The following is a 24603-nucleotide window of genomic DNA, read 5'->3' on the forward strand; positions in this document are numbered from 1 at the left end:
AGCGAAGAGACGTGTATCTGACGTACGACCAACGATCCCTGGATATTCAGTACTCGCCGAGTTCGTGCGTTCCGGACATCAACGTTTTCCTGCGCGAGTACGCGGAACGTAGCGCACTGGCGCGCGACCGGCTCGAGGTGCATTCCGGCATACGCTACGGCCCGCGCCCGGAGCAATTGCTCGACTATTTCCCGGCTGCCGGGGCGGGCGGAAACCTGCTGGTGTTCATCCACGGCGGGTACTGGCAGGAGTTGAGTCGACTCGAATCGTCCTTCATGGCGCTGGACCTGGTGCCGCGCGGCATCTCCGTCGCGGCGTTGGGATACGGCCTGGCCCCCCGGTACCGGCTGCCGGAGATCGTCGACATGGTCGCCGAGGGAGTGCGCTGGCTGGACCGCAACGCCGCGCAACTGCCGTCGAGCCCCTCGTCGATCTACCTGAGCGGGTGTTCCGCAGGCGCGCACCTGGCCGTCATGTCCCTGCTCGACGAGGTCGGTTGGCAGCGGCACGGGAAGCGTCCCGACCGGGCGGTGACGGGCGCGGTCCTGCTCAGTGGCGTCTACGATCTCGAGCCGGTGCGCCGGACGTACGTGAACGAGGTGCTCGGGCTGGATCCGCGCACGGCGCGGGAGTGCAGCCCCATGCACCGGCTGCCGTCGGCGTTGCCGCCGCTGGTCGTCGCGCGGGGGGAGAACGAGACCGACGAGTTCGGTCGGCAGCACCGGGAGTTCGTCGACGCCGTGCGGGCCGGCGGCGGCCGGGTGACCGACCTCGTCGTGCCGTCGCGGAACCACTTCGATCTGTCCTTCGATCTCGGTGTTCCGGGAACGCGGCTGGGTGATTCCCTTTCCGAAATGATGGGCGTCGACCGGTAGGTGGGCGTCGATGTGTGATTCTCATGGCGTTACCCACGATATTCACGGCCACCCATGCGGTGGTGATGCATTGCTCGGCGCTGCGGGCTGCTGTTAGGGTCGGTGTCAGGTGTCGGCGTTGATGTCGACAGTTAGTCCGGCATCAATCTCGCATCCCGCCCGTCGACGTATTTCGAACATTCCGCAGCGGAGTCGATAGCGCGCAAGGGAGCTAGAGAATGTTATCGGAGAACACCGACTGCGGCGCCGGGACGGATCGGGACGCCCTGCGCGCTGCGGTGTCCGAACTGCTCGGCATGGAGCTGACCACAGCGGACGACGACAGCAACCTGTTCGAACTCGGCCTCCAGTCGCTGCACCTGATGCGGCTGGCCAGCCGGCTCAACGCCACCGGCGCCGAGGTGACGTTCACCCAACTGGCCACCGACCCGCGACTGTCGGCCTGGGTCGAGTTGGTCGGCGTACCCGTGGCTGCGTCCGAGCCCTCGGCGTCCACCCCGCCGGTGCCCGACGTCGAGCGCCACGACCCGGACGCGGCATTTCCGCTGACCCCGGTGCAACAGGCATACCTCTTCGGTCGCTCGGGCGACCACGCGCTCGGCGGCGTCGGCTGCCACAACTACCTTGAGTTCGACTCGACCGCCGTGGACGCCCAGCGACTCGAACGGGCGGTCCGGGCGTTGCTGGCCCGCCATCCGATGCTGCGGGCGCGGTTCGACGAGGACGCTACCCAGCGGATCCTGCCGGAGTCCCCGTGGCCCGGGCTGACCGTGCACGACCTGCGCGATCGCAGCGCCGACGAGGCGGCGACCGCCGCGCTGGAGCTGCGGGACCGGCTATCCCACCGCATCCTGGAGGTGGGCCGGGGCGAGGTGGTCGACGTGCTGCTGACCCGGCTGCCCGGCGGGGTGGACCGGCTGCACTTCAACATCGACCTGCTGGCCGTGGACCTGGCCAGCTTCCGGGTGATGCTCTCCGACCTGGTCGCCCTGTACGACGACCCGGAGGCGCTCGGCGAGGTCGGCTACACCTTCGGCCAGTACCTCACCGAGCAGGCCGGCACCCGTGCCGACGAGCGGGAACGGGCCCGCCCGTACTGGCAGCGCCGACTGCCGACGTTGCCCGGCGGCCCGAAGCTGCCGCTCGCGGTCGACCCGGACGCGCTCACCGTGCAACGCTTCGCCCGTCGCTACTTCGACCTCACCGTGCCCGAGTGGCGGGAGCTGGAGCGTCGTGCCAACGAGGCGGGGCTGACGCCCGCGGCGGTGCTGGCCACCGCGTACGCCACGGTGCTGAGCCGGTGGAGCGGGGACGAGCACTTCCTGCTCAGCCTGCCGCTGTTCGACCGTGATCTCGACGTGCATCCCGAGATGCCCCGACTGGTCGGCGACTTCTCCGGGCTGGTGCTGTTGGAGGTCGACCTCTCCGGCGACAGCTTCGCCGACCGCGCGCGCACGCTGCAGAGGCAGATGCACGAGGACATCGGGCACGCCGCGTACACCGGTGTCGACGTGCTGCGCGAGTTCACCCGCGCGGATCCGGAGGCACCCCGTACGGCACCCGTCGTGTTCTCTGTGGACCTGTCGGCTCCGCTGATCCCGGAGGAGTTCGCCGCCCGTTTCGGCGAGCCGACGTGGATGATCTCCCAGACCCCGCAGATCTGGCTCGACCACCAGATCTACCGCACCGCCGACGGCACCGTACGCCTGGTGTGGGACGCCGTCGAGGCGCTGTTCCCCGACGGCATGCTGGACGCGATGCTGTCCGCGTACGAGACGCTGGTCCGCGACCTGCTCGCCGGCGCGTGGACGAGCACGGTACCGGAGATCGCCCTGCCCGAGGCGACCCGACGCACGCGGGCGGCGGTCAACTCGACCACCCGCACGATGACCGACAACCTGCTGCACACCCGGTTCTTCGCCGAGGCCGGCGCACGGGCCGGACGACCCGCGTTGCTCTGGGGCGAGCAGGAGGTGCTGCACCACGACGAACTCGCCGCGCGTGCCCTCCGCGTCGCCGGCGCGCTCGCCGAACGTGGCGTGGGCCGGGGATCGTATGTGGCCGTGCTGGCGCCCAAGGGCGTACCGCAGATCGTGGCCGTCCTCGGCGTGCTCGCCGCCGGTGCGGCGTACGTCCCGATCGGGGTGGACCAGCCCGCCGAGCGTCGCGCCCGCATCCTCGAACTCAGCGGCGTCCAGGTCGTCCTCGACGGCAGTGGGCTGCTGGATCCGGCCGGTGCGGCTGCCGAGATCCTCACCATCGAGGCCGCCGAGGCGGCCGAGCCGTTGGCCGCGCCGGTCTCCGCCGACCCCGACGACGCCGCGTACGTGATCTTCACGTCGGGCTCCACCGGCCTGCCGAAGGGGGTCGAACTCACCCATCGGGCGGCGGTGAACACCGTCGAGGACATCAACGAGCGGTTCGACGTCGGCCCGGCCGACCGTGTCCTGGCGGTTTCCGCGCTGGACTTCGACCTCTCGGTGTGGGACATCTTCGGTCTGCTCGCGGTGGGTGGCGCCGCGGTGCTGGTACCCGAGTCCGGCCGACGCGACGCCGCCGAGTGGCTGGCGCTGTGCCGTCGGCACGGGGTGACCGTGTGGAACACGGTTCCCGCCCTGCTGGACATGCTGCTCACCGCCGCCGACGACGCCGATCTGCCCGCCACGATGCGGCTCGCCCTGCTCTCCGGCGACTGGATCGGTCTCGACCTGCCCGGCAGGCTGGCCGGTGCGACCGACGGCCGGTGCCGGTTCATCTCGCTCGGTGGTGCCACCGAAGCGGCGATCTGGTCGAACTCCTTCGAGGTCGTCGAGGTGCCCGCCGACTGGCGGTCGATCCCGTACGGTGTGCCGCTGCGGAACCAGAAGTTCCGGGTGGTGGACAGCCGTGGCCGGGACTGTCCCGACTGGGTGCCGGGCGAGTTGTGGATCGGCGGTGCCGGGGTGGCGGTGGGCTACCGGGGCGACGCCGAGCTGAGCGCGCTCCGTTTCCCGCTGGTGGACGGCGAGCGCTGGTACCGCACCGGTGACCTGGGCCGGTACTGGCCCGACGGCAACCTGGAGTTCCTGGGCCGCCTCGACCAGCAGGTGAAGATCAACGGCTTCCGGGTCGAACTGGGCGAGATCGAGTCCTGCCTGACCGCGTACCCCGAGGTGGCCCAGGCCGTCGCCGTCGTCGTCACCGACGGTCGACGCGAGGTGGTCGCCGCGGTGGTCGAGCGTTCCTCGACACCGGACGTCGATCGTCCGGCCGCCGCGCCGGCTCCCGGGCGGCCCGGTGACGAGTTCCTGCCGCCGACGGGCACGCCGACCGGGGACGACCCGCTGCTGCTCGAACATCAGCTGGTGGAGGTGCTGCTGGCCGAGGTCGTCGCGTCGCTGGTCGAGCCCGGGAGCACGCCGTTCGCCGTCTGCGCCCAGCAACGGCCGGTCGTGGACGTCTGGTGCGACTACCTGGCGCAGCGCGACGTGCTGTCCCGGGCGTCCGGCGGGTTCGTACCCGCAGCGAGGTGGGCCGAGGTCACGGACGCGAACTGGGCCAAGCGGGTCCGGGAGAGCGCCCACGGCACGCGCCTGGCGCCGGTCGCGACCACTCTGGAGTACGCGGCGGCGCTCTACACGGCCATCCTCTCCGGCGACGCCGACGCCACCGCGTTGCTGGACGACCCGGTGCTGGCCCCGGAGGCGCTCAACGACCTGATGCCCGCCACCGCCGAGTGCCTCGCCGCGGTCGGCCACGACCTGAAGGAGCGCGGTGGCACGTCACCGTGCGCGGTGGCCGACTGGCAGACCGACAGCGGCCGGGGCGCGGCCCGACTGCTGGCGGCGCTGTCCGGGACGGCGGTCGACTACACGCTGCTCGGCGCGGCCCGGTCGACCCTGGCCAAGGCCGAGGCGTCGCTGCGTGAGCACGGGCACCGCGTCCAGGTGGCGGTGCAGGGCCCGGACGCGGTCGCCGCACCGCACGTGCACGCCTTCGACGCCGTGGTGGCGAACAACGTCCTGCACCGGATGTCCGACCCGGAGACCGCGGCGGCGACCATGGGGCTGCTGCTCGCCGACGGTGGTCGGCTCTACCTGCTCGAACGCGCCCACCCGACGCCGCTGGCGCTGGTCAGCGCGCTGCCACTGGAGGCGCGGGCGGGACGACTCGACGCCGACGGTCGAGCCGGCTGGCTCCACGGCCCCGACCGTTGGACGCAGGCGTTGGCCGCGGCGGGGCTGACCGACGTGCGGGTGCTGCGCACCGAGGCTACCGGCGAGATCCTGTTGACCGCCGACCGTCCCGCGACTGCGGGCGGGGTCGACCCGGACCGGGTACGCCGGTGGGCCGAGGAACGGTTGCCCGAGCACATGGTGCCGGCCCACATCGCCGTGTTGCCCGCGCTGCCGCTCAGCGCCAACGGCAAGGTCGATCGGCGGCGGATCCAGACGGTCCTCGAACAGGCCGTCGACCGACCACGCGACGTGGGCGCCCCGCCGAGGGGCGGCACCGAGATCTTCGTCGCCGAACGCTGGGCCAAGCTGCTCGGACTGGACGCGGTGGGCCGCGACGAGAACTTCTTCCGGCTCGGCGGTGACAGTCTGCTCGCCACCCGGTTCGTCGCCGAGGTACGCGGGGTGTGGGGCGTCGACCTGCCCATGCGCGACGTGATGCGGGCGGCGACGGTCGCCGGGCTGAGCGCGCTCATCGACGAGTTGCGGGACGCCAAGGGCGAGCCGCGACCCGCCGGCTGGGACACCGCCGAGGACTTCGAAGAGGGTGCGGTGTGAGCGCCAGCGACCTGCTCGACGAGTTCGCCAGCGCCGGGATCCAGGTCTGGCGGGAGGGCGAACAGCTGCGGTTCCGCGCTCCCCGAGGCAGCATGACCGACGAGCTGCTCGCCCGGCTGCGCGGGAGCAAGGCCGAACTGCTGGCCAGCATGTCCGACACCAGCGGCGACGCCGTCCGCGGGCCCGATCCGGTGTGGCGGGACCACCCCCAGGAGCGCGACGAGGCGTTCCCGCTGACCGACATCCAGTCGGCGTACCTGTTCGGACGCAATCCGGCGTTCGCCTACGGCGGGGTCTCCTGTCACCTCTACCAGGAGTTCGAGTACCCGGCGGAGATCGATGCGGATCGCCTGCGGCAGGCGTGGGACGGCCTGGTACGCCGCCACGACGCACTGCGGACGGTCATCGACCAGGACGGCACCCAACGCGTGTTGCCCGCGCCACCGGGCACCGGCATCACGGTGGTCGACCTGCGTGGGGCACCGGCCGACGCGGTGGGGGAGACGGTCGCCCGGGTGCGCGACGAACTGTCCCACCGGGTGCATCCCACCGGTGAACGGCCGATGTACGAGCTGCGCCTCACCCTGGCCGCCGACCGGAGCCTGCTGCACGTCTCGGTGGACTTCATGGCGTTGGACTGGCTCAGCCTGCAACGGGTGCTGGCCGAACTGGACCGCAGGTACCGGCAGCCGGACTGCGTCCTACCGCCGCTGGAGGCCACCTTCCGGGACTACGTACTGGCCGAACGCCGGCTGCGTGACACCGACCGCTACGCCCGGGACCGGGCGTACTGGTTGGAGCGGATCGACCAGCTGCCCGGCGCACCGGCCCTTCCCCTGCGCGACGACCAGGATCCGGCTGCCGGGCCGGCACGGTTCCGGCGCCTGGCGGCCACCGTCGACGACCGGGTGTGGCGGTCGCTGAAGGCCCGCGCCGCCGAGCACGGGGTCACTCCCGCCAACGCCGTGCTGGCCGCGTACACGGAGACGATCGCCCGTTGGAGCGGCAGCGAGCGGTTCTGTGTGGGGCTGCCGGTGCTCAACCGGATGCCGCTGCATCCGCACGTCGACCACCTGCTCGGCGACTTCACCTCGCTGAGCGTGCTCGCGGTGGAGCGTGCGGAGCGCACGAGCTTCGCCGAGCAGGCCCGCGCGCTCGGCGAGCGGGTCTTCGACGACCTCGACCACCGCCTGTTCAGCGGCGTGGAGGTGCTGCGCGAACTCGCCCGGCGTCGCGGACGGGACGCCGCGGCGGTGTTGCCGGTGGTGTTCACCGGCGCCGTCGGAGTCGGCGGCGGCGAGCCGTCGGTCGCCGGCCGCAAGCCGAGACCGGTGTACGGCGTCAGCCAGACCCCGCAGGTGTGGATCGACTGCCAGGTGGGTGACCAGTTCGGCGGACTGGACATGAACTGGGACGTCCGCGAGGGGGTCTTCCCCGATCATCTCGTGGACGAGATGTTCACCGCGTTCGTGGACCTGCTGCACCGGCTGGCCGCCGAGGACGCGTCGTGGGCGGCGGTCGACCCACAGCCGTTGCCGCAGGCGCAACGGGAACGCCGGGCCGCCGCGAACGCGACCGACGCGCCCGTGCCGGACGGCCTGCTGCACGAGCCGTTGGTCGACTACGCCCGCGCGCATCCCGACCGGGTGGCCGTCGTCGATGCCACCGGCTCGATGACGTACGGGGACTGGCTGACCCGCGCCGCCGGGGTCGCCGCCCGACTGCGCGCCGGGGGATGCCGACCCGGCGACCTCGTCGGCGTCCTGATCGACAAGTCGCGAGAGCAGGCCGTGGGCGTGCTCGGGGTGCTCCTCGCCGGTGGGGTGTACGTACCCGTGGACATCGGCCAGCCCGCCGTGCGTCGGGACCGCATCCTGGTCGACAGCGGTGCCCGGTTCGCGGTCGTCGCGGGCGCCCCGGTCGACATGCTCCCGCCCGAGGTCACCGGTGTCGACGTGGCGGGGACGCCGCCGGTGCCCGTGACGGAGATCCCGGACGACCCCGGGCCGGAGCAGACCGGGCTCGCCTACGTCATGCACACCTCGGGGTCGACCGGGACGCCCAAGGGCGTGATGATCAGCCACCGGGCCGCCGCCAACACGGTGCACGACATCAACGAGCGGTTCGGTGTCACCGAGGCCGACCGGGTGCTCGGCCTCGCCGCGTTGAGCTTCGACCTGTCCGTCTACGACCTGTTCGGCCCACCCGCCCGGGGTGCCGCGCTGGTGCTGCCCGACCCGGCGCGTCGAGGTGACCCGTCACACTGGGCGGCGATGGTGGCCGCGCACGGCGTCACGCTGTGGAACTCGGTCCCCGCACAGTTGCAGATGCTGATGCACTACCTGGACGTGGAGCCGGCCGACCTGTCCAGCCTGCGGCTGGCGCTGCTGTCCGGCGACTGGATCCCGCTGTCGCTACCCGGCCATGCCGCGCGGCACGTGCCCGGCGCCGAACTGGTCAGTCTCGGCGGGGCGACGGAGGCGGCCATCTGGTCGAACTACCACCGCATCCGGACGGTGGAGCCGCACTGGCGCAGCATCCCGTACGGGGTGCCGTTGGCGAACCAACGGTTCCACGTGCTCGACTCCGCGCTGCGCGACCGACCCGACCTGGTCCCCGGCGAACTCTTCATCGCCGGTGTCGGGCTGGCCGACGGCTACCTCAACGACCCGGTCCGCACCGCCGAGCGGTTCATCCACCACCCGGAGACGGGGGAACGGCTGTACCGCACCGGTGACCTCGGTCGGTACCTACCCGACGGCGAGATCGAGTTTCTCGGCCGGGCCGACCAACAGGTCAAGATCCGTGGCCACCGGATCGAACTCGGCGAGATCGAGGCGGTGCTCGGCGAACACCCGGCGGTCAGCGGCTGCGTGGTCCTGGCGGCGGGCGACGACACCCTCGAACGCGCGCTGGTCGCGTTCGTGGTGCCGCAGCGGCCCGGCGGCACCGTCGACCCCGGCGAGGTCGTCGCCTGGGTGGCCGACCGGCTGCCCGCCTACATGGTCCCGGCGCGGGTACGCGTCGTCGAGGCGTTGCCGTTGACCGCGAACGGGAAGATCGACCGTAAACGGCTGCTGGAGTCCGCGCCCACGCCGACCGCGGTGCCCGACGGGCGGTCCGAACCGCCCCGGCCGGGTGTCGAGCAGCGCATCGCCGACCTGTGGAGCGAGGTGCTCGGCGGCCAACCAGCCAGCCGTGAGCTGGGCTTCTTCGACGCGGGCGGCAACTCCCTGCTGGCCGCGCGGTTCGTCGGCCAGCTACGCGAACAGCTGCCCGAGGCCGCCCGGTTCCCGTTCGACGTACTGCTGCGTGCCCTGCTCGACGAGCCCACGGTCGCCGGACTGGCGACGCGGTTGGTGGCGGAGACGACACCGGCCCCGGCGGTGGCCGAGCCGGCTCGGCGATCGGCCCTGGTCCCGCTCGGTGGCTCCGCCCAGGGGCCGGTGAGACTTCTCGTGCACGACGGTACGGGCAGCCTGACGGCGCTGCGGGCGTTGGCCGCCGGGCTCGGCGCGGCCGGGCCGGTCTTCGGGCTCGTCGCGCCCGACGACGCCGTCAGCGCGGACAGCGACCCGGCCACGCTGGTCGAGCAGTTGGCCGTGCGCTACGCGGGCGAGATCCGGGCCGCCGGGTTCGACGACGTCGACGTGATCGGCTACTGCCTCGGCGCTTCGGTCGCCCTGGAGGTGGCCCGGGCGTTGAGTGAGGCCGGGACGACCGTACGCCTGACGGTCGTGTCCGGACAGCGGGTGCCGTACCAGGTGGACGACGGACTGGTGACGGACTACGCCTTCGGGCAGTCCGCCGGCATCGATCCGGCGGCCCTCGGTTGGCCCGCCGACGAGGCGACGGTGGACCGGGCGGTCGCCACCGTACTGGCCGGATCGCCGGGCGTGGTGCCGGCGGGCGTGTTGGCTTCGCTCGAAGGTGACGAGCAACTGACCGAGGTCGCCGAGCGGTTCGGTGCCCTCGGTCGGCGTACCGTCGGCGAGCTGCACCGCGAGCTGCACGAGGCGGTCGCCGCGACGGACCCGGCGTGGGGTGGCCCGGCGCGGGTCGCCACGGCGCACGCCGTCTTCGGGCGGACCCTCCGGGCGGTGGCCCGGCACGAGCCCGAGCCGTACGCCGGCGACATCACCCTGGTGCGTCCCACGGCGGCCCGGGACCTGCTCCCCGGGGCCGGCGCCGAGGCGGCCCGCTTCTGGCCGGAGGTCTGTCTCGGTGAGCTGACCGTCGTCGACGTCCCCGGCGACCACGTCAGCTGCCTCCGACCGCCCAACGTGGCGACGGTGATCGCGGCGGCGACGGTGGTGGACCGATGAGCGACTCCCCGTCCCGGCCGATGCGGGTCGTCGTCTGCGGCACCCGGTTCGGTCAGGTCTACCTGTCGGCCATCGCCCGCGCGCCACAGCGGTACGAACTCGCCGGCATCCTGGCGCGGGGCAGCACCCGGTCGGTGACCCTGGCGAAGGAGTACGGCGTCCCGCTGTACTCCTCGGTCGCCGACCTGCCGCAGGACGTCGACGCCGCCTGCGTGGTGGTCTCGACCGCGGTCGGCGGCGGGCCGGGCGTCGAGCTGACCAAGGAACTGCTCGGCCGTGGTATCCACGTGTTGCAGGAACACCCGGTGCACCCGGCGGAGTTGGCGGACTGTCTGCGTACCGCGCGCCGCGCCGAAGCGCAGTACGTGGTCAACACTTTCTACCCGCACGTGGAGCCGGTGCGGCAGTTCATCTCGGCCGCCCGCACGCTGGTCCGGCTGCGCAAGCCGGTCTTCGTCGACGCGATCTGCGCGGTGCAGGTCTGCTTCGACCTGATCGACATCCTCGCGCAGGTCTTCGACGGGCTGCGTCCGTGGTCGTTGTCAGCCGTCGGTGACCGCGCCGGACGCCCGCTGGCCAGCGTGGACGGACAGGTCGCCGGGGTGCCGCTGACGCTGCGGGTGGAGAACCGGATGCAGGCGGGCGACGACAGTACGAGCCTGCTGCTGCACCGGATCACCGTGGGCACCGACGCGGGTAACGTGATGCTGGCCAACACCCATGGCCCGGTGCTGTGGAGTCCGGTGCTGCGCGCGCCGGCCGATCCGGAGGGGATCTTCCTCTCCGGATCGGCGGACGCGGACACGCGGTGGTCGGACGTGCTCGGACCCACCGCTGACTACGTAGGTGCGCCGCAGTCGCCCACCTGGTCGGGTGTGGTGCGTGAGCTGTGGGGGGACGGGGTGCTGACCGCCCTCGACGACCTGCGCGAACGGGTCGAATCGGGGGTCGACCCGTTGCGGGGCGGTCAGCGGCACCTGGCCGTCGCCACCGCCTGGAAGGAGCTGACCGAGGCCCTCGGCTATCCCGAGGTCGCCGTCCCGGACCCGGGCGACCCGCTGCGGGTCGCCGATCTTCGCACCGAGCCGGTCGCTGTTCGTCCACACCCTGCCGGTTCACCGTAGATCGGTGGATGGGGCCAGGGTAGAGTGATTCTCGAACACGTTTGAAAATAGGGACGGGAGAGCGATGAGTGCGACCCAATCCGTTGAGGCAGGAGAGCAGTCCACGCCGTCACCGGGAGGCACTCCCACGGCACGGCAGCCGGTGAGCACGGGGCCGTTGCTGCGTCCCCATGCGCCGAGTTTCGCGGTGGTGGTGGTCTTACAGGTCATCGGCGCCGTCGCGGGGCTGGCGCCGCTGTTCGCGGTGATCGAGGTGGGTCGTGCGCTCCTGTCGCCCGGCCCAGTCGATTCTAACCGCGTGTGGACCGCGGTGGTCATCGGTGCGATCGGTCTGTTCATCAGACTGGTGTTCACCGGAGCGTCGTCCGGGCTCGGTCACATCCTCGACGGCAAGGTGCAGCTGTCGCTGCGCCGGGCGCTGGCCCGCAGCCTCGGGGAGGCCCCGATCGGCTGGCTCGCCCGCCGTCGCAGTGGCGAGTTGGCCAAGGTGGTCGGTGAGGACGTCACCGCCGTGCACCCCTTCATCGCCCACGCGCCCGGCGAGCTGGTCTCCGCCTTCGTGGTGCCGTTGGTGTCACTGGTCTACCTGCTCACCGTCGACTGGCGGCTCACCCTGATCACGCTGATCCCCGTGCTGCTGGCCATCGCGCACGTCCCGCTGCTGATGACTCCGGCGCGTACCCGTGAGCAGCAGGACTTCGACGCGGCGATGGGCCGCATCGCCACCTCCGTGGTGGAGTTCGTGCAGGGCATCGCCGTGGTCAAGGCGTTCGGCGGCTCCGAGCGTGCCCACCGCAAGTTCCTCACCGCCGCTGACGAGTTCGTCGACATCTTCACCCGTTGGGTACGCGGTGTCTCCGCGGTCGCCGCCGGCATGCAGTTGGCGTTGTCCCCACCGTTCGTGCTGCTGGTGGTGCTGATCGGCGGCACGGTGCGGATCACCTCCGGCGACATGGCCGCGGTCGACCTGCTGCCCTTCCTGCTGCTCGGGTTGGGGCTGACCGCCCCGGTCGCGGCGCTCGGCCACGGCTTCGACGACATGCAGGCCGCCGGTCGCGCGGTGGGCCGCATCCGCGAGGTCCTCGGCGCGGGCACCCTGCCGCAGCCGGAGCGTCCGGCCGCCCCGCAGGACAACCGGGTGGAGCTGCGCGACGTCCGGTTCCGCTACGACGACGACGGCCCCGAGGTGCTGCGCGGGATCGACCTGGTGTTGGAGCCGGGCACACTCACCGCGGTGGTCGGGCCGTCCGGTAGTGGGAAGTCCACTCTGGTGCAGCTGTTGCCCCGGTTCTTCGACCCGACCGAGGGCTCGGTGCGCCTCGGTGGCGTCGACCTGCGCGACATCGACACCAGGGAGCTCTACCGTCGCGTCTCGTTCGTCCTGCAGGACGTCCGGCTGCTGCGCGCGTCGGTGGCGGACAACATCGCGCTGGCGGTGCCGCACGCGACGCCCGAGGAGGTGACGCGTGCCGCGCAGTTGGCGCACATCCACGACCGCGTCCGCGCGCTGCCCCGGGGCTACGAGACCGTGATCAGCGAGGAGGTCAAGCTCTCCGGCGGCGAGGCGCAACGCATCGCCATCGCACGTGCCCTGGCCGCCGACACGCCCGTCCTGGTGCTGGACGAGGCGACCGCCTTCGCCGATCCGCAGACCGACCAGGCGGTACGACAGACCCTGGCCACGTTGCGTGACCGGACCGTCCTGGTCATCGCCCACCGCCTGGAGACCATCGCCGACGCCGACCTCGTCGTGATGCTGGAGGACGGGGTGGTCGTCGAGCAGGGCAGGCCGAACGACCTGCTCGCCCAGGACGGAAAGTTCGCCGCGTTCTGGCGGACCCAGCAGTCGGTTGTCGCCGACGACAGTGAAGCCCGCGGTGGTGTACTGCAAGGAGACCTTTCCCGATGATCAGAATGTTGTTGCGGGTGCTCGGCGACGAGTACGCCAAGCCGATGCGCCGCACGGTCGCCCTGATGACGGTGACCGCCGTGCTGGAGGGTCTGCTCTACGCGCTGCTGGTGCCCGTGCTGCGGGCACTGTTCGGCAGCACCCCGTCGGACGCCTGGCCGTGGCTGATCGCGTTCGGGGTCGGCGTCGCGGTCTACGCGGTCCTGCGGTACACCAGCGACCTGTCCGGCATGCGGGTCGGCACCACCATGCTGCGCGGCATGTACCACGGTCTCGGCGAGCACCTGGCCCGACTCCCGATCGGCTGGTACAACGCCGCTCGGGTCGGTGAGGTGTCCGTGATGGCCAGCCGTGGTCTGCTCGCGGCGATGGGCGTGTCGGCCCACCTGCTCGGGCCGTTCATCTCCGCCTGTGTGACGCCGTTGACGATCGTGGCCGTGATCACGGTGTTCAACTGGCAGCTCGGCCTGGCCGCGCTGGTGGCGGCACCGCTCGTGGTGCTCACCCAGAGGTGGACGGCGCGGTTGATGGCCGCCAACGACGCCGACAACGCCGCTCGTAACAACGAGGCCAGCGCCCGGGTCATCGAATACCTCCAGGCCCAGCCGGTCCTGCGGGCCGGTGGCCGCAGCAGCGAGCGCTTCGGTCTGCTCGACGACGCGTTGCAGGGGGTCGAGCGGGCCTCCCGCCGGCAGACGATGTCGGTGTTGCCCGGCGCGGTGGGCCTGACGCTCATCGTGCAGGTCGTCTTCACCACGGTGCTGGTCCTGGGGACCTACCTCGCGCTCGACGGCGACATCGGTACCGCGGAGGTCCTGTCCATCCTGGTGCTCGCGGCCCGCAGCGCGGACCCGCTGCTGTCCCTGTCGGACATCGGCGGCAAGCTGCGCACCGCCCGCGCCGAGCTGGACCGGCTCGACAAGGTGCTGCGTACCGAGCCGCTTCCCGAGGCGGCTCAGCCCGTCCGACCGCAGCGGTTCGACCTGGAGTTCGACGCGGTCAGCTTCCGGCACGGCGACCGTACGGTCTTCGACGGCGTGTCGCTGTCGGTGCCGCAGGGGCAGCGGTTGGCCGTCGTCGGTCCCTCCGGTGCCGGCAAGACCACCCTGCTCCAGCTGATCGCCCGGTTCTACGACGTGGACTCCGGCACGGTACGGGTGGGCGGCGTCGACGTGCGAGAGATCGACCCGGCCGTGTTGATGTCCCAGATCGCCATCGTCTTCCAGGACGTCTACCTGTTCGACGGCACGATCGAGGAGAACATCCGGCTCGGGCGCCCCGACGCCAGCGAGGACGAGGTGCGGGCGGCGGCGACCGCCGCGCGGCTGGACGAGGTCGTCGAGCGGCTGCCCGGCGGCTGGGCGGCGAACGTCGGTGAAGGTGGCGCGTCGCTGTCCGGTGGTGAGCGTCAGCGGGTGTCGATCGCGCGGGCGCTGCTCAAGGACGCGCCGATCGTGCTGCTCGACGAGGTGACCTCGGCGCTCGACCCGGTGAACGAGGCGGCCGTCCACGACGGCATCGAACGCCTGATGGCGGGTCGGACGGTGGTCATGGTCGCGCACCGGATGCGGACCATCCAGCGCGCCGACCGGGTCGTCTTCGTCGACGACGGAAAGGTCGTCGAGGAGGGCAGCCACGAGGAGCTGCTGGGTCGCGGTGGTCGCTACGCCGACTTCTGGAGCCTTTCCATGGTCTCCGGCGCGAGCGAGTGAGCTGCCACAATGCCGGCCGATGAGCTGTCACCGGGCGCGTTCCGCAGGCTCGCACCCCGGCCCTACGCCCGTGCTCGGGTGATCCTGTTTCCCCATGGTGGGGGCAGCGCGAGCTACTACCGGCCGTGGACCACCTCGGCACCCTGGGACATCGAGTTCCTCGCCGTGCAGTACCCGGGTCGGGAGGACCGGTTCGCCGAGCCGGCCCCGGCGGACATGCGGGACCTGGTCGACACGGTGGCGGCGGACCTGCCGGTGGAGGGAACGCGGACGCCCACGGTCCTGTTCGGGCACAGCATGGGTGCGATCGTGGCCTACGAGGTCGCCCGCCGCCGCACGGCGGCGGGCGACCCGCCGGCGGCGCTGGTGGTGTCCGGACATCCCGCCCCGCACCTGGCCCGCCCGGGTGAGGTGCACCTCGGTAACGACGACGAGTTGATCGAGGAACTGCGCCGCACCGAGGCGACGCACCTGGACATCCTCGACAACCCGGTGCTCATCCAGGCGTTCCTGCCGGTCATCCGGTCCGACTATCGGCTGAGCGAGACGTATCGGCCGCTGCCGGGTGTGCGACTGCGGTCACCGGTCACCGTGCTCTACGGCGACCGGGATCCGGAGGTCACCGCCGACGAGGCCGCCGGGTGGCGCGCCGCCACCGACGGCGGGTGTGAGTTCCGCACCTTCAGCGGCGGCCACTTCTACCTGGACGAGCACCGCGACGCGGTGGTCGAGCTCCTCACGGCGCGCGCCCGCGCGATCTCCGCCACGTCGGCGGTGCCGTGGCCGTCCACCCCTTGACCCGGACCGACGAGCATCGCCTACGACCGAGTGGAATGAGGACGAGATGTGTGGCATTACCGGGTGGGTATCGTTCGACGCTGATCTGACGCGTCAGGGCGCGACGCTCGACGCGATGACCGAGACCATGGCCTGCCGGGGGCCGGATGACCGTGGGGTGTTCGTGCGTACGCACGCCGCGCTCGGCCACCGGCGGCTCGCCGTCATCGACCTGACCGGCGGCGTGCAGCCGATGACCGCGAGCACGCCGGCCGGTGAGGTGGCCCTGGTGTACTCCGGAGAGGTCTACAACTTCCGGGAGCTGCGCGAGCGGCTCAGGGCACTCGGGCACACGTTCCGGACCGAGAGCGACACCGAGGTCGTGCTCCGTGGCTATCTCCAGTGGTCGGAGAGCGTCGTGGACCACCTGGAAGGCATGTACGCCTTCGCGATCTGGGACGAGCGTGACCAGAAGCTGGTGCTCATCCGGGACCGGATGGGCATCAAGCCGCTCTTCTACTACCCGACGTCGGACGGCGTCCTCTTCGGCTCCGAGCCCAAGGCGATCCTGGCGAATCCGCTGGCGCCCAAGGTGGTGGACACCGACGGGCTGCGCGAGCTGTTCGCCCAGACGAAGGCACCCGGCTGGGCGCTGTGGAAGGGCATGCACGAGGTGCTGCCCGGCGAGTTGGTCACGGTGGACCGCAGGGGCATCAGGCAGCGGGTCTACTGGCGGCTGCGCGCGGTCGAGCACACCGACAGCCTCGACGACACCGTGGGCCGCGTACGTGACCTGCTCACCGACGTGATCGACCACCAGTTGATCTCCGATGTGCCGCAGTGCGTCCTGCTCTCCGGTGGCCTGGACTCCAGCGCGATCACCTCCATCGCCGGGCAGCGGCTCGGCCTACGGGGCGAGCAGGTCCGCAGCTTCTCGGTGGACTTCGTCGGCCAGGAGGACAACTTCGTACCCGACGAGATGCGGGACACCCCGGATTCGCCCTTCGTACGCGATGTGGTGGCCCACGTCGGGTCGGCGCACCGGGACGTGGTGCTCGATCCCGCCGAACTGTCCGACCCCGCGGTGCGCCGCGCGGCGGTGGCCGCCCGCGACATCCCGAACGGCTTCGGTGACCTCGACCTGTCGCTGTATCTGCTGTTCAAGGCGATCCGGCAACACTCCACCGTGGCGTTGTCCGGGGAGGCGGCGGACGAGGTGTTCGCCGGCTACCCCTGGTTCCATCACGAGGCGGCGTTGAACGCCGGCACGTTCCCCTGGATGACCGTCATCCCACCGTTGACCCTGCCGGGGCGTACCGATCACATCGAGCAGGGCCTGCGGGAGCGGCTCGACGTCGCCGCCTACACGGCGGACCAGTACGCCTCGGCGCTCGCCGAGGTGGAGCATCTGGACGGGGAGTCCGCGGCGGAGCGACGCATGCGGATCGCCTGTCATCTGCACCTGACCCGGTTCGTGCGGTCCCTGCTCGATCGCAAGGACCGACTGTCGATGGCGGTGGGACTCGAGGTACGGGTGCCGTTCTGCGACCACCGCCTCGTCGAGTACGTCTACAACACGCCGTGGTCGATGAAGGTGTCCGACGGTCGGGAGAAGAGCCTGCTGCGTCAGGCCGCCGCTCACGTGCTGCCCCGGTCGGTGGTGGAGCGGGTCAAGAGCCCGTACCCGTCGACGCAGAACCCGGCGTACGCGGGGATCCTCCAACAGCAGGTGAAGGAACTGGTGGCCGACCGGGACGCGAAGGTGTTCGCGCTGATCGACCGGAACTGGGCCCAGCAGGCCGTGGCGCAGGACCCGGCGCGGATGCCGGTGGCGATGCGCGGTGCGCTGGAACGGACCCTCGACCTGCACACCTGGCTGGATCTGCACTCGCCCCAGTTGCAGCTCTAGCGTCAGCGACGGCGTACCCCGACCACCCGCGTGGTCGGGGTACGCGCACGTGGCGACCGACCGGGACCGGTCGTGGCTCGCAGCACCGATGTCGAGGAGGCTCGCCCGTGGCGAGCCTCCTCGAACACGCGCCTAGGCCCGGGTGGCGGGGGACCAGTTCATGCTGAACTTTGGGGGAGAACCGTACGGCGGGAAGCACAACGAGATGAACAGTTCCAGGTGACTCGGTTCGCTGCCGCCCTGCCGTTCGAGCTTGGTGTTCGTGGTCGCCGCACCTGAGGTGTCCGCCGTGCGGCAGGCGGGTGCCGCTGCCGGGCGGGCGGGCAACAGCCCGTCGACGATCGCCACCAGCGCCTCGTGGTGGCGCTCGCGGGCGTTCAGGTCGGCCCACCGGTCGGCGATCCTGCTCAGCTGAGGGTGGGTGGCCGTGGTCAACTGGGCGACGATCTCGTCCTGGTGGGCGGTGCGAGCGGGGCGTCGGGAGCGGGTCACCCGGATGATCAGGTTCCCCACGATGTAGTACCAGATCGTCCGGTAGACGTGGTGTGCCTCGTCGGGGGAGTAGCCGTAGTCGGCCGCCGCGCCCAGCATCTCCTCCACGATCCACAGCGCCGATGGACCGATCAGGTTGTCGCCGGTCAGCACCTCGACGATCCAGGGACGTTCGGCGAGCAGGTCGTACAGCAGGACCGAGGCGGCGATGAGCCGCTCCCGAGGCTCGGCGGGCAGGTCGGGCCGGGGGATGCACTGGGCCTGCGACTCCATCACCCGCGCCAGCAGTTCGTCCTTGTCGGCCACGTGGTGGTAGAGCGCCATCGGGGCACTGCCCAGTTCGTGCGCCAGGCGCCGCATCGACAGCCGTTCGAGGCCCTCGTCCTGAAGGATCCGGGTGGCCGTTTCGATGATCGTTTCCAGGGACAGGCGTGGTGGTCGACCGACGCCCCGCCTGCGGGGTACGTCTGTGGGCATTTTCCATCCTTCGGATGCGGCACGCTCCACGTTGCGGAGGCGGGCCGCCGGGTCGCGGGGCCGGGCCCGGGCCGGACTTCCGGGGCCGGTGGGACGACCGTGTGCGGGCACGCGAGTCCGGCGACGGTGTGTTGCCCGGCCGGGGCCGGCGCGCGACGGGGTGTTCCGTCGCGGGCCGACCCCGGCCGGCACCGAGTGAGCCGCTCATGACGTACCGGCCGCCGACGCAGTGCCGCGTGTCTCGAAGCGTGTTCTCAGAGACGGAGGATCCGCCGAAGGGGGGTGCCGGGTCCTCGTCGCGGCGTGTCGACCGACATCGCGATGCGCGGTTTCTGCGTGGTTACCGAGTTCCGATCAGACCGCCTTCTCCGGCACGTCGACCAACTCGCGGTCGTCCGGCGCGGGCTGCGTAGCCGGGTTGACCCGAGGTAGCACGACGAGCGCGATGACGGCGGCGACGATCCAGAGACCGGCGCCGAGGGTCAGGGCGAAGGCGTACCCGTCGCTGAGCGCGCTGGGCGTGCCCTCCTTGCCGGAGTACTCGAAGGCGGCGGTGCTGAGCGCGGCGAGCCCGAGCGCGGCACCGAGCTGCCGGGAACTGTTCAACAGGCTGGACGCCGTGCCGGTCTCGTGCTGCGCGACGCCGTGGGTGGCGGTGGAGACCATCGGCCCCAGGCAGAGTCCGAAACCGACGCTGGCGATCACCGACGGCACGAGGACGTCGGCGAGGAACGAGCCGTCGGCACTGATCAGGCCGAACCCGGCGAAGCCGACCGCGCTCACGAACGCTCCGGTGACCATGAGCGTCCGCGCGGGGACCTTGTAACCCAGCTTGATGGCGATGACGGAGCCGATGACGACGCCGATCGCCAGCGGCAGGAACTTCAGACCGGTCTCCGCCGGGCTGGTGCCGAGCACCCGCTGGAGGTAGAGCGAGACGAAGTAGAAGGCCGAGGCCATGGTGGCACCGAAGATGAGGTTGTAGCTGTTCGCGCCCGCGACCGAACGGTTGGCCAGCAGGCCCACCCGGACCAGGGGGTCACGGGTGGTGTTCCGCTCGACGTAGACGAACGCGGCGAGCAGCACGAGCGCCGCCCCCAGGGTGCTGAGGGTGACCATCGAACTCCAGGCGTACCGGTCGGTGCGGACGATGCCGAGCACCAGCAGCGTCATACCGCCGGTGGCCAGCAGGGCGCCGAGCACGTCCGGGCGGCCGTCGGGCCGGACCGGCACGTCCTTGGCGATGCCGCGCCAGGTCAGCGCCGCGGCCACCGCGGCCATCGGGGCGCTGACCCACATCACCCACTCCCAGCCCGCGTACTCGGTGAGCACACCGCCGATCAGGACGCCGAGGGCGCCACCGGCGGCGTTCATCGCGGCCCACACGCCGAACGCCTTGACCCGGGGCTTGCCGCTGGGGAAGGTCGCGGTCAGCAGGGCCAGCGCGGCGGGGGCGAGCAGGGCGGCGCCGACGCCCTGGGCGACCCGGGCGGCGACGAGATGACCGGGCTCCTCGGCGAAGCCACCCGCGAGGGAGGCGATGCCGAACACGAAGAGCCCGATGAGCAGGATGCGCTTGTGGCCGTACCGGTCGGCGATCTTGCCGCCGAGCAGGAGGAGCCCGCCGAAGGCCAGGGCGTAGGCGTGGATCACCCAGGTCAGGCCCAGTTCGCTGAAGCCGAGGCTGGTGGCGATCTCGGGCAGACCGAGGTTCACGACCGACAGGTCCAGCGAAACCATGAACTGTACGACGGCCACTGCGGCGAGGGTGAGCCCTGGGCTGGCCCCTCGTTCGATTGGTGATTGTTCGTTGAGTAGTGCCTTGTTGGTCACCGCAAACCCGGTCCTCTGCTGTCGTGACTGATGAGGATGGCGATCGACTTTTCGAACGCGTTCTGAAATTAACATCGTCGCTGATGGCTGTCTAGCGCGTTACCTCGGAGCAACCCGGTTGGCAGAGGGGGCATGATGGGGCGGTGCCCCAAGTCAACGCGCCACGACTCAAAGCCGGCAGACCGCCGACGACCTCCCGTTCCCAGATCCTGGCCGCCGCGCGAGGTCTCATCGATCGCAATGGGTGGGAGAGGCTGACGATCCGCAAGTTGGCCGCCGAGATCGGCGTGGGGGCGACGACTCTGTATCACCACGTACAGGACAAGGAAGACCTGCTCTTCCTGCTGATCAACGAGTACGGGGAGCAGGTCGCCTATCCCGAGCTGCCCGACGATCCACGGGAACGGGTCATCGCCGCCGCCACCACCATCCACGACGCGCTCGCGGCGTGGCCGTGGGCGGCCGACGTCCTCACCACCGACGGGTTCATCGCCCGGCTCAGTGACTCACCCCTGGGGTTGGTCGAGGCGGTCGTGGCCGGTGCCGTCGACTACGGCTGCACCCCCGAGCACGCGGTCTACGTCTTCCGCAGCATCTGGTACTACACGGTCGGGGAGATCCTCGTCCGTTCACACACCGCCCGCCGGGGCGGCCAGGAGGCGATCAACCGCAGAGGCGACTTCTTCGGCAGCATCGACGCCAAGAAGCTGCCGCACCTCGCCGCGCTCGGTGACCGCTGGGCCGTGCTCGCCCCGCGCGACACCTTCGTCGACGGCCTGCGCGCCCTGGTCGACGGCCTGCTCGCCCAGGGAGTCGCGGCCAGGTAGCGGGCCCCTCAGGGGCGCCCATGGGTACGCCGCCGACGAGCGTGCTCCCGGGGAGGCACGCGAGCATGCCTCCCCGGGAGCGCTGGTGGGGTCAGGCGACCGTGCAGGCCGCGCCGTTGAGGGTGAACGAGGTGGGTTTCGCGGTGTTGCCGGTGTGGGTGGCCTGGAAGCCGATCGTCACCGATCCGTTGGTGGGGATGCTGGCGTTGTAGGAGAGGTTGCGGGCGGTGACCTGCCCGGTGGAGGGGCTGTAGTCGGCGTTCCATCCGCCGGTGATGGTCTGGCCGCTGGGCAGGGTGAAGACCAGCGACCAGCCGTTGACGGCGCTGCCGGTGTTGGTGATGGTGATGTTCTGGGTGAGGCCGTTGTTCCAGGCGTTGAGGTCGATGGTCACCCGACAGGCGGCGTTACCCGGCGGCGGCGTGGTCGGGTTCGGCGGCGGGGTGGTGGGATTCGGCGGTGGCGTGGTCGGGTTCGGCGGCGGGGTGGTCGGGTTCGGCGGTGGCGTGGTCGGGCTCGGGTTGGTCAGGCCGAAGAACTGGACGGCGACCGCCGCCATCCCACCGGAGGGCAGGCTGTGTCCGGCACCCTGGATGCTGTACGCCTCGACCTGAACGGTGCCGCTGGTGTCGGCGAACCTGCGGCGGTTCCAGTTGGCCTGCGGCGTGTCCGTGGAGGTCGGCGTCTGGCTGAGCCCGAACACGTTGGTCCACTGCTCGACGGCCTCCTGCAACAGCGAGTACGGCACGAGCGTGTCGTTGGTGCCGTGCCACAGCTGCACCCGGGGACGCGGACCGGAGTAGCCGGGGTAGGCCTGGCGTACCGCGTCACCCCACTGCTGCGGGGTCCGGTTCATGTTGCCGCCGGTGCACTGGCTGCTGCCGGGCGGGTAGTCCGCCGCGTTGGCGAAGCAGTTGTACGGCACCCCCATGAAAGCGGCGCCGGCCTTGAAGACGTCCGGGTACAGCGCCAGCATGTGGTTGGTCATCATGCCGCCGGACGAACTGCCCGTGGCGTAGACCCGGTCCGGGTCGGCGCTGTGCTGCTGCTGCGCGTACCGGATCATCGACATGATCGAGACGGGGTCGCTGCCACCACCACGGCGCTTGGCGGCGTCCGACCACGTGTCGAAGCAGTTGCCGAAACCGGCCTGTTGGGTCGCGGACGGGTAGATCACGATGAAGCCGTGGCGGTCGGCCAGGCTGGCGAACTCGCTTCCGGAGTAGAAGCCGGGGCCGGAGCCGCCGCATCCGTGCATGGCCACCACCGTGGCCGGCCTGGCCGGGCGGTTGTCCGGCACGTAGATGTGCATCCGCATCCGGCCGGGGTTGTCACCGAAGTTGGTCACCTCGGTCAGCGAGGCCGCGTACGCGGGACTGTAGGTGGGCACCACCAGGCCCGCCGCGACCAGTGACATGGCCACGCCGAGCAGCAGTTTCCTTCTGATTTTCACGGCGACTCCTTCGCACACCTGTGGTGCAGGCTGGGGACGGTCTGTGCGTTGTGCTCGCGGGTTCGCCCAACTCCCCGCGTGGTGATCACGGCATGTCCACCACGTCTGGCTTGCCCTGCCCGGCTCCGGGTGGCGTCGTGTAGCAGATATTGTTCTCCCGGGTCCAGGAAGTGTCAATTGACGCACCTCGATCAACTGGGACCTTCGTTCCGGCCTGGTGGGGAACCGGCGAATCGGCGTCGATCTACAGTCGATACCCCGTCCCCGAGTCAGGTCCGGAGCGCCCGTGACTAGCCCGTTCCACATCGAGGAGATCTACTCCGACGACGAGAGCGACACGCTCCGGATGCCACGGCGGCAGGTGGGCAACTCGCCCCAGGGCTTCGCCATGACGTTGCTGGCCGACTACACCCTGCGAACCCGTGCCGCGCTTCCCTCCGCCGCGATCGTCGCGCTGCTCACCGAATCCGGGGTCTCCACCGCCGGTGCCCGTACCGCGATCAGTCGGCTGGCCCGCCGTGGCGTGCTCGAAGGCAGTCGACACGGACGTCGTAGCTCCTACCGGCTCAGCCGCGCCGCCGCCGCGAACCTCTCCACCGGCGGCAACTGGATCCTCACCTCCGCCGCCGCGGCGGCACCGTGGGACGGATGCTGGACCATCGTGGCCTTCTCGCTGCCCCAGGACCGCAGCGCGCAGCGCCGGGCCCTGCGCGGCCAACTCCGCTGGCTCGGCTACGCGCCGCTGTACGACGGCCTGTGGATCTCGCCGTACGAGCTGACCCCGCAGGCGCGGGCGCAGCTCGAACAGTTGACCCTCGGCACCGTCACGGTCTTCCGTGGCCGCCAGGACGCGCTGGGTTCGATCAGCGAGCGCGCCCCGATCGAGGCCTGGGACGTCGACGCCATCGGCCGGCACTACGAGGAGTTCCTGGAGCGTTGGACGCCGCTGCTGCCCCTGGTCAGGTCCGGGCAGGTCGACGGTTCGGCGGCGGTTCGGGCGCGTACCGAGGTGATGGACACCTTCCGTCGCTTTCCCACCCTGGACCCGCAACTGCCGGTGGAACTGCTGCCACCCGGCTGGCTCAGGCAGCCGGCCCGGGAACTGTTCGCGGCCGTCTACGACGGTCTCGCCCAGCCCGCCGAGCAGCACGTCCGCGCGGTCGTTCGCCGGTTCACCGACAGCGCGCCGCTGGGCATCCGCGCCCACACCACCGCCGACCTGATCGCCGGTATCCGTGGTGACGGCGCGCACCCGGCCGAGGCAGGGCAACCCGCCTCGTGCCGGAACCTGGAACCGACCGTCGGCTGCGACGGGCGGGCCACCCCGGACGAGCTGGCCTGACGCTCCGGAGACGGGTGGTCGGCGGGGCGGCGACGGTGGCAAGATCACCGGCATGCAGTTCGCAGAGGTTATCCGTCGTCGCCGTATGGTGCGGCACTACGCCGACCGGCCACTCAGCCCCGAGGTCGTGGAGAGGATCCTGGCCAGCGCACTACGGGCGCCGTCGGCCGGTTTCTCACAGGGTTGGGCCTTCCTCGCCCTCACCGAGCCGGACGACCGGGCCAGGTTCTGGCCGTTCGTACCGACCCGCGTGGCGCAGACCCCCACCATGCAGAACGCGCCGCTGGTGGTCGTGCCGCTCGCGCACAAGGCGGCCTACCTCGCCCGGTACGCCGAAGCGGACAAGGGCTGGACCGACCGGTCGGAGGCCCGCTGGCCGGCACCCTACTGGTACGTCGACACCGGCATGGCGGCGCTGATGATGCTGCTCACGGCCGTCGACGAAGGGCTGGGCGCGTGCTTCTTCGGCATCACGCCGGCCGCCGGCGAGGACTTCCGGCCCGAGGTGGACGTACCCGCGCACACCGCCGCCTTCAAGGCCGAGTTCGGCATCCCCGACGAGTACACGCCGATCGGCGGCATCTGTGTCGGGTACCGGGCCGAGGACCTGCCACCGCAGAACCCGGCGGTCGCCGCGCGTCGCCGGGACGTCAGCACGGTCGTCCACCGTGGCCAGTGGGGTACCACCTGACGTACGGGTCACCTCGCCGGTACGCCACCGCCCGGTTACGGCATCGACGATGCCGACAGACGTTCGGGGCCGATAGTCGATGGTT

Annotated in this window: 14 protein-coding genes; 11 read left to right on the forward strand and 3 right to left on the reverse strand. The window is 71.1% G+C overall.

From position 1 onward, the window contains the following. Positions 1-11: 11 nt before the first annotated feature. From ACLQ2S_RS18205 to asnB, 8 genes are all read left to right on the forward strand, one after another. Complete coding sequence (locus tag ACLQ2S_RS18205) at positions 12-875, forward strand: alpha/beta hydrolase (protein ID WP_309223534.1); 864 nt, start codon at positions 12-14, stop codon at positions 873-875. 218 nt (positions 876-1093) lie between these two features. Continuing rightward, positions 1094-5647 (forward strand): amino acid adenylation domain-containing protein, encoded by a 4554-nt coding sequence (locus tag ACLQ2S_RS18210; protein ID WP_425702161.1) that lies wholly within the window; start codon positions 1094-1096, stop codon positions 5645-5647. After that, positions 5644-9972 carry an amino acid adenylation domain-containing protein gene (locus tag ACLQ2S_RS18215; protein ID WP_425702162.1) on the forward strand — a complete coding sequence of 1443 codons (4329 nt, stop codon included), beginning with the start codon at positions 5644-5646 and terminating at the stop codon, positions 9970-9972. Before ACLQ2S_RS18210 ends, ACLQ2S_RS18215 begins: the two co-directional genes overlap by 4 nt. After that, positions 9969-11096, forward strand: coding sequence for a Gfo/Idh/MocA family oxidoreductase (locus ACLQ2S_RS18220; RefSeq protein ID WP_425702163.1), 1128 nt, complete (start codon positions 9969-9971; stop codon positions 11094-11096). The genes ACLQ2S_RS18215 and ACLQ2S_RS18220 overlap by 4 nt, the downstream gene beginning before the upstream one ends. A gap of 157 nt (positions 11097-11253) precedes the next feature. Then, positions 11254-13005: an ABC transporter ATP-binding protein gene (locus tag ACLQ2S_RS18225; RefSeq protein WP_425702164.1), complete on the forward strand. Its 1752-nt coding sequence runs from the start codon at positions 11254-11256 to the stop codon at positions 13003-13005. After that, on the forward strand, positions 13002-14717 hold the full coding sequence (locus tag ACLQ2S_RS18230; protein WP_155219900.1) for an ABC transporter ATP-binding protein: 1716 nt from the start codon (positions 13002-13004) through the stop codon (positions 14715-14717). Before ACLQ2S_RS18225 ends, ACLQ2S_RS18230 begins: the two co-directional genes overlap by 4 nt. Before the next feature lie 9 nt (positions 14718-14726). After that, the gene (locus tag ACLQ2S_RS18235; protein ID WP_425702165.1) at positions 14727-15515 is read left to right on the forward strand and encodes a thioesterase II family protein; all 789 of its coding nucleotides are present in this window, start codon (positions 14727-14729) and stop codon (positions 15513-15515) included. Positions 15516-15561: 46 nt separating this feature from the next. Then, positions 15562-17403, forward strand: a complete 1842-nt coding sequence (gene asnB / locus ACLQ2S_RS18240; RefSeq protein WP_155219894.1) for an asparagine synthase (glutamine-hydrolyzing) — start codon at positions 15562-15564, stop codon at positions 17401-17403. Positions 17404-17535: 132 nt separating this feature from the next. On the opposite strand, the gene ACLQ2S_RS18245 is transcribed toward asnB, so the two are convergent. After that, on the reverse strand, positions 17536-18372 hold the full coding sequence (locus tag ACLQ2S_RS18245; protein WP_155219891.1) for a TetR/AcrR family transcriptional regulator: 837 nt from the start codon (positions 18370-18372) through the stop codon (positions 17536-17538). A gap of 354 nt (positions 18373-18726) precedes the next feature. Continuing rightward, a complete protein-coding gene (locus tag ACLQ2S_RS18250) occupies positions 18727-20130 on the reverse strand; it encodes an MFS transporter (protein ID WP_309223532.1) in 1404 nt (467 codons plus the stop codon). A gap of 218 nt (positions 20131-20348) precedes the next feature. On the opposite strand from ACLQ2S_RS18250, the gene ACLQ2S_RS18255 reads away from it, so the two are divergent. Next, a complete protein-coding gene (locus ACLQ2S_RS18255) occupies positions 20349-21032 on the forward strand; it encodes a TetR/AcrR family transcriptional regulator (RefSeq protein ID WP_309223531.1) in 684 nt (227 codons plus the stop codon). 91 nt (positions 21033-21123) lie between these two features. Here ACLQ2S_RS18255 and ACLQ2S_RS18260 read toward each other — a convergent pair whose 3' ends face one another. Further along, a complete protein-coding gene (locus tag ACLQ2S_RS18260; protein WP_309223530.1) occupies positions 21124-22485 on the reverse strand; it encodes an extracellular catalytic domain type 1 short-chain-length polyhydroxyalkanoate depolymerase in 1362 nt (453 codons plus the stop codon). A 286-nt stretch (positions 22486-22771) separates the two neighbouring features. Here ACLQ2S_RS18260 and ACLQ2S_RS18265 point away from each other — a divergent pair, with 286 nt between their 5' ends. Together ACLQ2S_RS18265 and ACLQ2S_RS18270 are read left to right on the forward strand one after the other, a co-directional pair. Next, positions 22772-23827, forward strand: a complete 1056-nt coding sequence (locus tag ACLQ2S_RS18265; protein WP_309223529.1) for a PaaX family transcriptional regulator — start codon at positions 22772-22774, stop codon at positions 23825-23827. A 52-nt stretch (positions 23828-23879) separates the two neighbouring features. Then, a complete protein-coding gene (locus ACLQ2S_RS18270; RefSeq protein WP_155219889.1) occupies positions 23880-24518 on the forward strand; it encodes a nitroreductase family protein in 639 nt (212 codons plus the stop codon). Positions 24519-24603: the final 85 nt, after the last annotated feature.

Source organism: Micromonospora sp. DT48, assembly GCF_049844495.1.
Lineage (GTDB): Bacteria > Actinomycetota > Actinomycetes > Mycobacteriales > Micromonosporaceae > Micromonospora.

Excerpts from the sequence above, each read along its gene's own strand:
- ACLQ2S_RS18210 (WP_425702161.1), top strand. The coding sequence starts at position 1,094 with ATGTTATCGGAGAACACCGACTGCGGCGCCGGGACGGATCGGGACGCC.
- ACLQ2S_RS18220 (WP_425702163.1), top strand. The coding sequence starts at position 9,969 with ATGAGCGACTCCCCGTCCCGGCCGATGCGGGTCGTCGTCTGCGGCACC.
- ACLQ2S_RS18230 (WP_155219900.1), top strand. The coding sequence starts at position 13,002 with ATGATCAGAATGTTGTTGCGGGTGCTCGGCGACGAGTACGCCAAGCCG.
- ACLQ2S_RS18235 (WP_425702165.1), top strand. The coding sequence starts at position 14,727 with ATGCCGGCCGATGAGCTGTCACCGGGCGCGTTCCGCAGGCTCGCACCC.
- asnB (WP_155219894.1), top strand. The coding sequence starts at position 15,562 with ATGTGTGGCATTACCGGGTGGGTATCGTTCGACGCTGATCTGACGCGT.
- ACLQ2S_RS18245 (WP_155219891.1), bottom strand. The coding sequence starts at position 18,372 with ATGCCCACAGACGTACCCCGCAGGCGGGGCGTCGGTCGACCACCACGC.
- ACLQ2S_RS18270 (WP_155219889.1), top strand. The coding sequence starts at position 23,880 with ATGCAGTTCGCAGAGGTTATCCGTCGTCGCCGTATGGTGCGGCACTAC.